The sequence below is a fragment of the Streptomyces seoulensis genome (genome assembly GCF_004328625.1).
Taxonomy (GTDB): domain Bacteria; phylum Actinomycetota; class Actinomycetes; order Streptomycetales; family Streptomycetaceae; genus Streptomyces; species Streptomyces seoulensis.
The window spans coordinates 2152728-2166459 of the sequence record NZ_CP032229.1; the positions used below are offsets into that span (position 1 = coordinate 2152728).

The following is a 13732-nucleotide window of genomic DNA, read 5'->3' on the forward strand; positions in this document are numbered from 1 at the left end:
CACATCACTGACAGCGAATTCAGGCGCTGTCTCTCCAAGCGCCCGGCCCGGATCCCGTGGGGGGAATCCGCACCGGGGCATGGGAAGGCGCCCTGGACGTCGGCCCGTGGGGGGACCGACGCCAGGGCGCCTTCCGCTTTTCTACGTGTTCAGCGCTGCTCGACCGGCACGAAGTCACGCTCGACGACGCCCGTGTAGATCTGGCGCGGGCGGCCGATGCGGGAACCCGGCTCCTTGATCATCTCGGTCCACTGGGCGATCCAGCCCGGCAGGCGGCCGAGGGCGAACAGGACCGTGAACATCTCGGTCGGGAAGCCCATGGCCCGGTAGATCAGACCGGTGTAGAAGTCCACGTTGGGGTAGAGGTTGCGCGAGACGAAGTAGTCGTCGGAGAGCGCGTGCTCCTCCAGCTTGAGCGCGATGTCCAGCAGCTCGTCGGACTTGCCGAGCGCGGAGAGGACGTCGTGCGCGGCGGCCTTGATGATCTTGGCGCGCGGGTCGAAGGACTTGTACACCCGGTGGCCGAAGCCCATCAGGCGGACGCCGTCCTCCTTGTTCTTCACCTTGCGGATGAAGGTGTCGACGTCGCCGCCGTTGGCCTGGATGTTCTCCAGCATCTCCAGCACCGACTGGTTGGCGCCGCCGTGCAGCGGGCCCCACAGCGCGTTGATGCCGGCGGAGATCGAGGCGAACATGTTGGCCTGCGAGGAGCCGACCAGACGGACCGTGGAGGTCGAGCAGTTCTGCTCGTGGTCCGCGTGCAGGATCAGCAGCTTGTCCAGCGCGGAGACGACGACCGGGTCGAGGTCGTACTCCTGGGCCGGCACCGAGAACGTCATGCGCAGGAAGTTCTCGACGTAGCCGAGGTCGTTGCGCGGGTAGACGAACGGGTGGCCGATCGACTTCTTGTAGGCGTACGCCGCGATCGTCGGGAGCTTGGCGAGCAGCCGGATCGTGGAGAGGTCGCGCTGCTTCTCGTCGAACGGGTTGTGGCTGTCCTGGTAGAAGGTGGACAGCGCCGAGACCACCGAGGACAGCATGGCCATCGGGTGGGCGTCGCGCGGGAAGCCCCGGTAGAAGTTCTTGACGTCCTCGTGCAGCAGGGTGTGCCGCGTGATGTCGCCCTGGAACTTGGCCAGCTCGTCGACGGTCGGCAGCTCACCGTTGATCAGGAGGTACGCCACCTCGAGGAAGGTGGAGCTCTCGGCGAGCTGCTCGATCGGGTAGCCGCGGTAGCGGAGGATGCCCGCCTCGCCGTCGAGGTAGGTGACGGCGGATTTGTACGCGGCCGTGTTGCCGTAACCGCTGTCCAGGGTCACCAGACCGGTCTGGGCGCGGAGCTTCCCGATGTCGAAGCCCTTGTCGCCGACGGTGCTGTCGACCACCGGATAGGTGTACTCGCCGTCGCCGACCCGCAGTACTACCGCGTCGTTCTTGGTGTGCTCGCTCACGTCTTCCCTCACCGACTTAGTGCCTCATCTTCGAGGTGCCCTGACTGTCTCTACCATCCCCCATTTGGCTCAGGAGAGTGCACTCGGGGTCGCCACTTGGCCCACTGGCGGCACTCAGTGCCGTCAACCTGCTCATCCTGCCCCCTGGGCGGGGCATCCGGAAAGGCTCTGTGACCTTCATGACTCATTTGATCGATCATTTTCGCCGAGGTGTACGGAACCGGCGAGCCTGAAGTCGAGCGCCGTGCACCGCCGGCCGGCCGACACGGTGCGTACGGCCTGGCCGATCGCCTTGCGCGAACCCACCAGCACCACCAGCTTCTTGGCGCGGGTGACCGCCGTGTAGAGCAGGTTGCGCTGGAGCATCATCCAGGCTCCGGTGGTGACCGGGATCACCACGGCCGGGTATTCACTGCCCTGGGAGCGGTGAATGGTCACGGCGTAGGCATGGGCCAGTTCGTCCAGTTCGTCGAATTCGTACCCCACCTCCTCGTCCTCGTCGGTCAGTACCGTCAGGCGCTGTTCGACCGGGTCGAGCGAGGTCACCACGCCCACGGTGCCGTTGAAGACGCCGTTCGCCCCCTTGTCGTAGTTGTTGCGGACCTGGGTGACCTTGTCGCCGACCCGGAACACCCGGCCGCCGAACCGCTTCTCCGGCACATCGGGGCGGCCCGGGGTGACGGCCTGCTGGAGCAGGGCGTTGAGGGCGCCGGCGCCCGCCGGGCCCCGGTGCATCGGCGCGAGGACCTGCACGTCCCGGCGCGGGTCGAGGCCGAAGCGGGCCGGGATGCGGCGGGCGGCCACGTCCACGGTGAGCCGGCCCGCCTCCTCGGTGTCGTCCTCGACGAACAGGAAGAAGTCGTCCAGCCCCTCGGTGAGCGGATGTCGGCCCGCGTTGATCCGGTGCGCGTTGGTGACCACCCCGGACCGCTGGGCCTGACGGAACACGCGGGTGAGCCGGACGGCGGGCACCGGACTCCCCTGGGCCAGCAGATCCCGCAGCACCTCCCCGGCGCCGACGCTGGGCAGCTGGTCCACATCGCCGACGAACAGCAGATGGGCGCCGGGCGGTACGGCCTTGACCAGCTTGTTGGCGAGCAGCAGGTCCAGCATGGACGCCTCGTCCACCACCACGAGGTCGGCGTCCAGCGGGCGTTCGCGGTCGTAGGCGGCGTCCCCGCCGGGCCTCAGCTCCAGCAGCCGGTGCACGGTGGACGCCTCGGCGCCGGTCAGCTCGGCCAGCCGCTTGGCGGCGCGTCCGGTCGGCGCGGCCAGCACCACCTTGGCCCGCCGGGCGCGGGCGAGTTCGACGACCGAGCGGACGGTGAAGGACTTGCCGCAGCCGGGGCCGCCGGTGAGGACGGCGACCTTCTCGGTGAGCGCGAGCCGCACGGCCGCCTCCTGCTCCGGCGCGAGGTCGGTGCCGGTACGGCCCCTCAGCCAGGCGAGCGCCTTGTCCCAGTTCACGTCCCGGAAGGCGGGCATGCGGTCCTCGCCGGTGCGCAGCAGCCTCGACACCTGGGCGGCGAGGGAGAGTTCGGCCCGGTGGAAGGGGACGAGGTACACGGCGGTGACGGGCTCCCCGCCGTCCGGTCCGGGCACCCGCTCCCGTACGACTCCGGGCTCCTCGCCCTCCTCACCGGGAGCGGCCAGCTCGGCCAGGCACTCGATGACCAGGCCGGTGTCGACCTGGAGGAGCTTGACCGCGTCGGCGATGAGGCGTTCCTCGGGCAGATAGCAGTGGCCCTGGTCGGTGGACTGGGAGAGGGCGTACTGGAGCCCCGCCTTCACGCGTTCGGGGCTGTCGTGCGGGATGCCGACGGACTGGGCGATCTTGTCGGCGGTGAGGAAGCCGATGCCCCAGACGTCGGCGGCGAGCCGGTACGGCTGGTTCTTCACCACGGAGATCGAGGCGTCGCCGTACTTCTTGTAGATCCGCACGGCGATGGAGGTGGAGACCTCGACGGTCTGGAGGAAGAGCATCACCTCCTTGATCGCCTTCTGCTCCTCCCAGGCGTCGGCGATCCGCCTGGTGCGCTTGGGCCCGAGGCCGGGGACCTCGATCAGGCGCTTCGGCTCCTCCTCGATCACCGTCAGGGTGTCCAGGCCGAAGTGCCGGGTGATGCGGTCGGCGAAGACCGGGCCGATGCCCTTGACCAGGCCGGAGCCGAGGTAGCGGCGGATGCCCTGCACCGTGGCGGGGAGGACGGTCGTGTAGTTCTCGCAGGTGAACTGCTTGCCGTACTGCGGGTGCGAGCCCCAGCGGCCCCGCATCCGCAGCGACTCCCCCACCTGGGCGCCGAGCAGCGCGCCGACCACGGTGAGCAGGTCGCCGCCACCCCGGCCGGTGTCGACGCGGGCGACGGTGTAGCCGGTCTCCTCGTCGGCGTAGGTGATGCGCTCCAGCACCCCCTCCAGCTCGGCCAACTGCCGTTCGCCGGTGGTGTTCCCCGTCTGCCGAGACGCCTGCTGAGCCATGGACCGACGGTACCGGCGGGGGCGGACAGTGCACCCCGCATCCGAAGTGCTCATCTGAGCGGGGTTCATCACGATCTGATTTCAGCCACCCCGGAGGGTCTTGCCGGGAGCCCGTGTAATCGATTCCAATCCTCCGGAACACATCGTTGTAAACGATTCCACAAGGAGGTGGAGCCGTCGATGGCGAGCATCAAGGACGTCGCCGCCGCGGCGGGTGTCTCCGTCGCCACGGTCTCGCGCGTGCTGAACGCTCATCCCTCGGTGAGCGCCGACGCGCGCTCCCGGGTCCTGGCCGCCGTGGCCGCACTGGGCTACCGGCCCAACGCCGTGGCCCGTTCCCTGCGCACCGACCAGACCCACGCCCTCGGCCTGGTGATCGGCGATGTGCTCAACCCGTACTTCACCGAGCTGGCCCGGTCGGTGGAGGAGGCGGCCCGCGCCCTCGGGTACAGCGTGATCATCGGCAACGCCGACGAGCGCCCCGATCTCCAGGACCACCACGTCCGCACCCTGCTGGACCGCCGGATCGACGGTCTGCTGGTCTCCCCGGCCCCCGGTGACTCCCCGCTGCTGCTGGACGCGGCGCGCGCGGGCACCCCGGTGGTCTTCGTGGACCGCTGGATCCCCGGCGCCGAGGTCCCGGTGGTCCGGGCCGACGGACGGCGGGCGGTACGGGATCTGGTGGCGCATCTGCATCTGCTCGGGCACCGGCGGCTCGCCATCATCGCGGGCCCGGCGGGCACCACGACCGGCAGCGAGCGGGTGACCGCCTTCCGGGACGCGCTGGCCGCGTACGGGCTGCCGCTCACCGACGAGCTGGTCGGCCACGGCGACTTCCAGGCGGCCAGCGGACGCCGGGTCACCGAGGGCTTCCTCGACCTGCCCGAGCCGCCCGACGCGGTGTTCGCCGCCGACAACCTGATGGCACTGGGCGCGCTGGACGCGATCCGGGCGCGCGGGCTGCGGATGCCGGACGACATCGCGCTGGCCGTGTTCGACGACATCCCGTGGTTCGTGCACACCGACCCGCCGATCACCGCCATCGCCCAGCCCACCGGCGACCTCGGCCGGGCCGCCGTACGCGCCCTGGTCGACCGGATCGAGGGGCGGACCGCGGAGTCCGTGACCCTCGACGCCCGGCTGGTGGTGCGCCGCTCGTGCGGTGCGCCGGCCCCCGTACTCATCCCTCCCACGTCCCCCATGCGAAGGAGCACACCGGTGCAGAGGAGCACACCGTGAGCGATCCCGACGAACTGCTGCGCGTCGAGGGCATCCGCAAGGCATTCCCCGGTGTGGTCGCGCTGGACGGCGTCGACTTCGGCCTGCGCCGGGGCGAGGTCCATGTCCTGCTCGGCGAGAACGGCGCGGGCAAGTCCACGCTGATCAAGACCCTCTCCGGCGCCAGCCCGCCGGACTCCGGGCGCATCCTGGTCGACGGCACCGAGGTCCGGGTGCGCTCCGCGCGGGACGCGGAGGCGCTCGGGATCGCCACGATCTACCAGGAGTTCAATCTGGTCCCCGATCTGACGGTGGCCGAGAACATCTTCCTGGGCCGCCAGCCGCGCCGGTTCGGCATGGTGGACCGGGGCAGGATGGAGGCGGACGCCGAGGCCCTGCTCAAGCGGGTCGGCCTCGACGTCCACCCGCGCACCCGGGTCCGCGAACTGGGCATCGCCCGGCTGCAGATGGTGGAGATCGCCAAGGCGCTCAGCCTGGACGCCCGGGTGCTGATCATGGACGAGCCGACCGCGGTGCTCACCTCCGAGGAGGTCGGCCGGCTGTTCACGCTGGTGCGCTCGCTGCGCGCGGACGGCGTCGGCATCGTCTTCATCACCCACCACCTGGACGAGATCGCCGCGCTCGGCGACCGGGTCACCGTGATCCGGGACGGCCGCAGCGTCGGCCGGGTCCCGGCGTCCACGCCCGAGGACGAGCTGGTCCGGCTGATGGTGGGCCGTTCCATCGAGCAGCAGTACCCGCGCGAGCGCCCCGAGCGGGGCGAGCCGTTGCTCGCCGTCGAGGGGCTGACCCGGGACGGCGTCTTCCACGACGTGAGCTTCGAGGTGCGCGCCGGTGAGGTCGTCGGCATCGCCGGGCTGGTGGGCGCGGGCCGTACCGAGGTGGCGCGGGCGGTGTTCGGCGCCGACCCGTACGACGCGGGCACGGTGAAGGTGCGCGGCACCGTGCTGCGCCGGCACGACGTGGACGCGGCGCTGACCGCCGGGATCGGCCTGGTGCCCGAGGACCGCAAGGGCCAGGGCCTGGTGCTCGACGCCTCCGTGGCGGAGAACCTGGGCCTGGTGACCCTGCGTTCGGCGAGCCGGGGCGGGCTGGTGGACCGCAAGGGCCAGCACGCGGCGGCCGGGCGGATCGCCGAGCGGCTGAACGTGCGGATGGCGGGCCTCGGCCAGCACGCGCGCACCCTGTCCGGCGGCAACCAGCAGAAGGTCGTCATCGGCAAGTGGCTGCTGGCCGACGCGCGGGTGCTGATCCTCGACGAGCCGACGCGCGGCATCGACGTCGGCGCCAAGGTCGAGATCTACCAGCTCGTCAACGAACTCACCGCGGCCGGTGCCGCCGTCCTGATGATCTCCAGCGACCTGCCCGAGGTGCTCGGCATGAGCGACCGGGTGCTGGTGATGGCCCAGGGCCGGATCGCGGGCGAACTCGACGCCGCCGAGGCCACCCAGGACGCCGTCATGTCCCTCGCCGTGGGCACCCCCACGATCGGAACCAGTAGCGAAACGGAGGCCCCCGGTGGCCACTGACACCCTCAAGAGCCGGGCGGACTCCGGCAGTTCCACGGCGGGCGGCTTCGGCCGGCTGCTGCTCGACAACGGCGCGCTGACCGCGCTGATCGTCCTCGTCATAGCCCTGTCGGTGCTGTCGGGCGACTTCCTGACCACCGACAACCTGCTCAACATCGGTGTGCAGGCCGCCGTGACGGCGATCCTCGCCTTCGGTGTGACCTTCGTGATCGTCTCGGCGGGCATCGACCTGTCGGTGGGCTCGGTGGCCGCGCTGTCGGCGACCGTGCTGGCCTGGAGCGCCACGTCGCACGGCGTTCCGGTCGCCCTCGCGGTGGTCCTGGCGCTCGCCACGGGCATCGCGGCTGGCCTGGTCAACGGCTTCCTGACGGCGTACGGGAAGCTGCCGCCGTTCATCGCGACGCTGGCCATGCTGTCGGTGGCGCGCGGTCTGTCGCTGGTGATCTCCGGGGGCGTGCCGATCCCGTTCCCGGACTCCGTCTCCCACCTCGGGGACACCCTCGGCAACTGGCTGCCGGTGCCGGTGCTGGTCATGGTGGTGATGGGGCTGCTCGCGGCGTTCGTGCTGGGGCGGACCTACATCGGCCGGTCGATGTACGCGATCGGCGGCAACGAGGAGGCCGCACGCCTGTCCGGCCTGCGGGTGAAGCGGCAGAAGCTCGCCGTGTACGCGCTGTCCGGTGTGTTCGCGGCCGTCGCCGGTGTGGTGCTGGCCTCCCGGCTCTCCTCGGCGCAGCCGCAGGCCGCCGACGGCTACGAGCTGGACGCCATCGCGGCAGTCGTCATCGGCGGAGCCTCGCTGGCGGGCGGCACCGGCAAGGCGTCGGGCACCCTGATCGGCGCGCTGATCCTCGCGGTGCTGCGCAACGGCCTCAACCTGCTCTCCGTCTCGGCGTTCTGGCAGCAGGTCGTGATCGGTGTGGTCATCGCGCTGGCCGTGCTGCTGGACACCGTGCGCCGCAAGGCCGGGACGACCCCGGCGGCGGCCGGTACCGGTGGCGGGAACCGGGGCAAGCAGGCGGCGACGTACGGGCTCGCGGCCGTGGTGACGGTGGCGATCGTCGGCGCGACCTCCTTCCTGCACAGCGGCTCGGCTTCCGCGAACCCCAAGCTGGGTCTGTCGCTGTCGACGCTGAACAACCCGTTCTTCGTGCAGATCCGGGACGGCGCCCAGGCGGAGGCGAAGAAGCGGGGCGTGGACCTCACCGTCACCGACGCCCGCGACGACGCCTCCCAGCAGGCCGACCAGTTGCAGAACTTCACCAGCTCCGGCTACGGCGCGGTCATCGTCAACCCGGTGGACTCCGACGCGGCCGGCAACTCGGTGAAGGCCGCGGGGAAGGCCGACATCCCGGTGATCGCGGTGGACCGGGGGGTCAACAAGGCGAAGGTGGCCGCGCTGGTCGCCTCCGACAACGTGGCCGGCGGCGAGCTGGCCGCGAAGACGGTCGCGGAGAAGCTCGGCGGCAAGGGCCGGATCGTGGTCCTCCAGGGCCAGGCGGGCACCTCCGCCGCGCGTGAGCGGGCCGAGGGCTTCGCCAAGGGGCTCAAGCAGTTCCCCGGCATCAAGGTGCTGGCCCAGCAGCCGGCCGACTTCGACCGGGCCAAGGGTCTGGACGTGATGTCCAACCTGCTCCAGGCCCACCCCGACGTGCAGGGCGTCATCGCGGCCAACGACGAGATGGCCCTCGGCGCGATCAAGGCGCTCGGCGCCAAGGCGGGCAGGTCCGTGCAGGTCGTCGGCTTCGACGGCACCCCGGACGGACTGAAGGCGGTCAAGGACGGCAGTCTGTACGCGTCGGTGGCGCAGCAGCCGACCCAGCTCGGCCGGATCGCCGTCACCAACGCTCTCAAGGCGCTGGACGGCGGCAAGGTGGCACCGATGGTGAAGGTGCCGGTGAAGGTCGTCACCCGCGAGAACGTGGCCGGCTTCACCGGCTGACCGCGCCTCACCTCTTCGTAGGGAGCCTTGATGTACGACTACGACCTGCTGGTCGTGGGGTCCGCCAACGCCGATCTGGTGGTCGGCGTGGAGCGGCGGCCGGGTGCCGGGGAGACGGTGCTCGGCGGTGACCTGGCCGTCCACCCGGGCGGCAAGGGCGCCAACCAGGCGGTCGCCGCCGCCCGCCTCGGCGCCCGTACGGCGCTGCTGGCGCGGGTCGGCGACGACGGCCACGGCCGGCTGCTGCGGGACTCGCTCCGCTCGGCCGGGGTGGACACGGCGGCGGTGCTGACCGGCGGGGCGCCGACCGGGGTCGCGCTGATCACCGTCGACCCGTCCGGGGACAACAGCATCGTGGTCTCCCCCGGCGCCAACGCCCGCCTCACCGAGGACGACGTGCGGGCGGAGGTGCTGGGCGCGGCAAGGGTGGTGTCGGCTCAACTGGAGATCCCGCCGGCGACGGTCGCGGCCGTGGTGCGGGCGCTGCCCGAGGGCACCCGGTTCGTGCTGAACCCGTCCCCGCCGCGCCCGCTGCCCGGCGAGGTGCTGGCCGCCTGCGATCCGCTGGTGGTCAACGAGCACGAGGCGCGGGTGCTGCTCGGTGACGAGGAGACTGGCGGGACGGGCGAGCCCGGTGAAGTCCCGGCCGACCCGGCCGACTGGGCACGGCGCCTGCTGGCCCTCGGCCCGCGTTCGGTGGTGGTGACGCTGGGCGCCGAGGGCGCGCTGGTCTGCGACGCCTCGGGCGTGCGGGCGGTGCCGTCGGTGGCGGTGGCCGCCGTGGACACCACGGGTGCCGGGGACGCGTTCACGGCCGCGCTCGCCTGGCGGCTGGGCGCGGGCGAGGAGCTGCCGGTGGCGGCGGCCTACGCGGCCCGGGTGGGCGCGGCGGCGGTGACCCGGCGCGGGGCGCAGGAGTCGTACCCGACGGCGGCGGAGGTCGCGGCGCTGGACGCCTGAGAAAGTTTCGAGGGGGCGTCCCCGGTCTCATCGACCGGGGACGCCCCCTCGGCTTTCCCCCTGCGTGCCGGAGCTTCGCAATCCCCCCACGGAATTCCCCCCGAAGCCCTGACGCGTAGTACGACACGGGATGGGGGCGAAGGGTTGTACGCCCGGGAGCGGTTTTTTCGCGGGCTCCTAGTAGCTCAGTCCGTACCCCAGGGGATACAGCTCCTTCGCCGGGTCGTCCGCACGTGCGATCGGCACCGGGAGCTTGCCGCGTGGCTTCACGCGGCCCGCGATGACCCGTGCGGCGGCGCGGAGTTCGACGTCGGTCCAGCAGTAGGCGGCCAGGTGCGCCTTGACCTCCGTGAGCTGGGCGATGTCGTACGGGTTGCGGATCGCCAGCGCGACGACCGGACGGCCGGTGGCCAACAGCCTTTGGGCCAGCGTGCGTTGGGAGCTGGACGCCGTGACGTTGTACGTGGCCACGACGACCGCGTCGGCGTCCTGGGCGGCGGTGACCGCCTTGGTGATGGCGTCCGCCGTGGGGGCGGTGCCGGTGGACAACGCCGTTGCCGTGAAGCCCAGTCCGTTCAGCGCGGCGGCCAGGACGCCGGTGGGCGGGCCGGTGGTGCCGGACGGGGAGGCCGGGTCGGCGCCGACGACCAGGACCCTCGGCTGCCTGCGCCGGTCCAGCGGGAGCAGCCGGCCCTCGTTGGCCAGCAGGGTGGTGGTGCGGTCGGCGATGTGGTCGGCGGCGGCGAGGTGCTGCTTGTTGCCGACGGTCCGGTCGACGCCGGCGCGGGTGACGCGGGTGCCCTGGAAGAGACCGAGCCGCGCCTTCATGCGCAGGATGCGGAGAACCGATTCCTCGATACGGGCCTCGGTCAGCTCGCCGTTGCGGACGGCGGCCAGCACCGCGTTGTAGGCCACCTCCATCGAGGGCGGGTTGAGCAGCTGGTCCACCCCGGCCTTGAGCGCGAGCACCGGCACCCGGTCGTCGCCGTACTTGGTGCGGACGCCCTCCATGCCGAGGGAGTCGGTGATGACCACGCCGTCGTAGCCGAGTTCGCCGCGCAGGATGCCGGTGACGATGGGGTGGGAGAGGGTGGCGGGGTCGCCGGAGGGGTCGAGCGCGGGGAACTGGATGTGCGCGGTCATCACCGAGTCGATTCCCGCGGCGACGGCGGCCCGGAACGGCACCGCGTCCAGGGTGTCCCACTGCTCCCGGCTGTGCGTGATGACGGGCAGGCCGGTGTGGCTGTCGACGGCGGTGTCGCCGTGGCCCGGGAAGTGCTTGGCGGTGGCCGCGACCCCGGCCGCCTGGTAGCCCTTCACCTCGGCCGCCACCAGGGTGCCGACGAGGGCCGGGTCGGCACCGAAGGACCGTACGCCGATGACCGGGTTGGCCGGGTTGACGTTGACGTCGGCATCCGGCGCGTAGTCCTGGTTGACGCCCATCGCGCGCAGCTCGGTGCCGGAGATGCGGCCGGCGGTGCGGACGTCGGTGCGGGAGCGGCCGGCGGCCAGTGCCATGGCGCCGGGGAGCAGGGTGGCGGGCTTGCCGATCCGGCAGACGGCGCCGTGCTCCTGGTCGGTGGCGATGAGCATGGGCAGCCCGCGCGGGCGGGTCAGGGACGAGCGCTGGATGCCGTTGGAGAGGTCGGCGATCTGGTGCGGGTCGCGGGTGTTGTGCGCCCAGGTGAAGTAGATGATGCCGCCGACCCGGTACCGCTCGATCAGCTCGTCGGCGGTGCGGACGCCGAGTTCCGCCAGGTTGGCGTCGATGTCCGCCTGGTCGGGGGCGGTGGCGGAGTGGCCGTAGATCCGGGAGACGAAGAGCTGGCCGGCCTTCTCCTCCAGCGTCATCCGGGCGATGACCGCGCGCAGCGCCGCGTCGTCCGGGGTGGCGGCGTGGGCCGTGCCGGAGGCGGCGGGGACGGCGAGCGCGGCGCCGAGGCCGGCCGCGCCGGCGAACAGGGAGCGTCTGGAGGGTCCCGCGGTGTTTCCCGTGCTTCCCGTGCTGGTGTGGTGCACGTGCGCCCCTTCCGAAGGAGAGAACCGCTGAAGGAAACTTTCGGAAGTCACCAATATCCGGGAAGTTTCTTTCCGTCAAGGGAACTCACGGGCCGTCACCCGTCGCGTCCGGAATCGGCGAAGGGGGCGCCGGACGAAACCCGGCGCCCCCTCCCCCGCCTCACCTACGGGCGCAGCGCGGGCTCGCGCTCCACGTCCCGTACGTCCAGCCTGCTGTCGAACCGGGCCAGCGGCTCGGCCGCCGACGGGTCGGCCTGGACCGCCGGGGACGCCACCCCGGCCCACTTGAGGATGCGGGCGGTGGCGAAGGCCCGCTCGTCGGCGACGAGCCCGGCGACGTTCGCGCCGTGGTTCATGCCGGGCGCGGTGAACACGTACGCGTCACGGGCGCCCGCGCCGGGGCGGAACCGCTCCGAGCCCCAGGGGTCGTTCTGCCCGTACACCCAGAGCATGTGCCGGGCGTCGTGCCGGACCCAGTGGTCCACGTCCCGCATGGCGCCCTGCTGGAAGCGCATCGGGATGGAGCGGGGCACGAAGTTGCGCGGCGGCTGGTAGCCGTAGCGGATCAGCTTCCGCTCGATGTGCGGGAAGTGGATGGTGGGCGCGCCGAGCTGGGTGCCCGCCTGGTAGTAGTACGGCGTGTACTGCTCCAGGCCCTGGTCGGTGTAGGCGGAGAAGCCGGAGATGGTGTCGACCGAGTCCCAGATCGCGTCGTCGGTCGCGGTGGCCGCGCCGGACGGGACGGAGTCGCAGTCGGCCAGGCCGCTGTACTGCCAGAAGCCCCACACGTAGTCCAGGACCACGGCCTCGTACGCCTTGTCCAGGGAGCCGATGGTGGTGAAGGTGTAGCCGTTGTCGGCGGCGTACTGGGCGTACTTCTTCTCCAGCGGCTCGCGACGGACGAGCGCCTCGCGCTGGACGGCGTTCAGCTTGTCGCGGCACTCCTTGGTGCCGACGCGCTCGAAGAAGCGGTCGTAGGCCGAGTCCTCGTCGTTCACCACGTCGTTGGGGGCGACGTAGGCGACCACGCCGTCCATGTCGCGGGGGTAGAAGCGCTCGTAGTAGGTGGCCGTCATGCCGCCCTTGGAGCCGCCGGTGGCCAGCCAGTTGGCGGAGTACAGCGGCTTCAGCGCCTGGTACACGGCGTGCTGGTCGCTCGCCGCCTGCCAGATGTCCAGCTTGGACCAGTCGGCCGGGGCCGGGCGGGACGGGGTGAAGAAGCGGTACTCCAGCGAGACCTGGTTGCCGTCCACGATCTGGGTGGGCTCGCGGCGGGACGGCGTGGTGGAGACGTTGTAGCCGCCGGTGTAGAAGACGGTCGGGCGACTGGTGTCCTTGTGCAGCACGGTGATCCGCTGCTGGAAGGTGCCCCGGTCCGGGTGCCGGTGGTCGACCGGCTGGGTGAAGTTCAGGACGAAGTAGCGGTAGCCGGTGTACGGCTTCTCCTCCACCAGGCTGATGCCGGGTATCGCCAGCAGCCGGTCCTTGATGTCCGTGGGTGCCGGCGGTGCGGTGGTGGCCGCCCCCGCTGTGCCCGCCGTGCCCAGTGTGCCGATGAGCACCGTGAGCGCCAGCAGCCATCTCAGCGCCTTGCGCATGCGCACTCTCCCCTGTGAGACAGATGTCCGCCGGAAGCTATCCGAGCAACTGCTCTCACACCAGAGGGGGTTGGCCGCTCCGCGCGATCAGCACAGAATCCAGCCGGAGGCCACGGCGCCCCGGCCGGCCGCTCCGCGCACCCGCACGCACCGGTGCCCGGCATGCACGGTCACCGGCCCGGCGTGGTGCTTGTAGTGGCCCCGGTCGGTCACCGGCCGGTTGCCCCGCGCCTGCACGCTGACCAGCAGGATGCCGGAGCCGGGCTTCTTGGGGACGGTGGTCGCGCACACGAAGCCGTTGCTCCGGTAGAGGTGGACGGTGCCGGTCAGGAAGGGCAGCGTCCGCACCTCACGCCCCGCGCACCGCCCCACGGCCGCCGCCTGGGCGGTGCCGGGGGCCGCGAGGGCGAACACCCCGGACAGGGAGAGCGCGGCCGTGCCGAGTGCCGCCCACCGCCGTATCGCCCCACCGTCCACCGCTCGTCCTTCCCCGCCCCATGGGCACACTTTTGCGAT

Annotated in this window: 9 protein-coding genes; 4 read left to right on the plus strand and 5 right to left on the minus strand. The window is 71.6% G+C overall.

Features of this window, described 5'->3' with window-relative positions:
- Positions 1-149: 149 nt before the first annotated feature.
- Together D0Z67_RS10085 and recD2 are read right to left on the minus strand one after the other, a co-directional pair.
- Positions 150-1463, minus strand: coding sequence for a citrate synthase (locus D0Z67_RS10085; protein WP_199812214.1), 1314 nt, complete (start codon positions 1461-1463; stop codon positions 150-152).
- A gap of 165 nt (positions 1464-1628) precedes the next feature.
- Entirely contained in the window at positions 1629-3929 is a 2301-nt protein-coding gene (gene recD2, locus D0Z67_RS10090; RefSeq protein WP_031182391.1) for an SF1B family DNA helicase RecD2, read from the minus strand.
- 180 nt (positions 3930-4109) lie between these two features.
- Here recD2 and D0Z67_RS10095 point away from each other — a divergent pair, with 180 nt between their 5' ends.
- From D0Z67_RS10095 to D0Z67_RS10110, 4 genes are read left to right on the plus strand one after another with little or no spacing between them, the layout of a single operon-like run.
- The gene (locus tag D0Z67_RS10095; RefSeq protein ID WP_031182392.1) at positions 4110-5168 is read left to right on the plus strand and encodes a LacI family DNA-binding transcriptional regulator; all 1059 of its coding nucleotides are present in this window, start codon (positions 4110-4112) and stop codon (positions 5166-5168) included.
- Positions 5165-6697 (plus strand): sugar ABC transporter ATP-binding protein, encoded by a 1533-nt coding sequence (locus D0Z67_RS10100; protein WP_031182393.1) that lies wholly within the window; start codon positions 5165-5167, stop codon positions 6695-6697. Before D0Z67_RS10095 ends, D0Z67_RS10100 begins: the two co-directional genes overlap by 4 nt.
- A complete protein-coding gene (locus D0Z67_RS10105; protein ID WP_031182394.1) occupies positions 6687-8639 on the plus strand; it encodes an ABC transporter permease/substrate-binding protein in 1953 nt (650 codons plus the stop codon). The genes D0Z67_RS10100 and D0Z67_RS10105 overlap by 11 nt, the downstream gene beginning before the upstream one ends.
- A gap of 30 nt (positions 8640-8669) precedes the next feature.
- Complete coding sequence (locus D0Z67_RS10110; RefSeq protein WP_031182395.1) at positions 8670-9599, plus strand: ribokinase; 930 nt, start codon at positions 8670-8672, stop codon at positions 9597-9599.
- 177 nt (positions 9600-9776) lie between these two features.
- Here the strand turns inward: D0Z67_RS10110 and D0Z67_RS10115 are convergent, their stop codons facing one another.
- The 3 genes from D0Z67_RS10115 to D0Z67_RS10125 form a co-directional block, all read right to left on the minus strand.
- Positions 9777-11618, minus strand: coding sequence for a glycoside hydrolase family 3 protein (locus tag D0Z67_RS10115; protein ID WP_031182396.1), 1842 nt, complete (start codon positions 11616-11618; stop codon positions 9777-9779).
- Positions 11619-11782: 164 nt separating this feature from the next.
- Positions 11783-13216 (minus strand): S28 family serine protease, encoded by a 1434-nt coding sequence (locus D0Z67_RS10120; protein ID WP_031182397.1) that lies wholly within the window; start codon positions 13214-13216, stop codon positions 11783-11785.
- Between the two features lie 87 nt (positions 13217-13303).
- Positions 13304-13693, minus strand: coding sequence for a hypothetical protein (locus D0Z67_RS10125; RefSeq protein WP_031182398.1), 390 nt, complete (start codon positions 13691-13693; stop codon positions 13304-13306).
- Positions 13694-13732 lie beyond the last annotated feature (39 nt).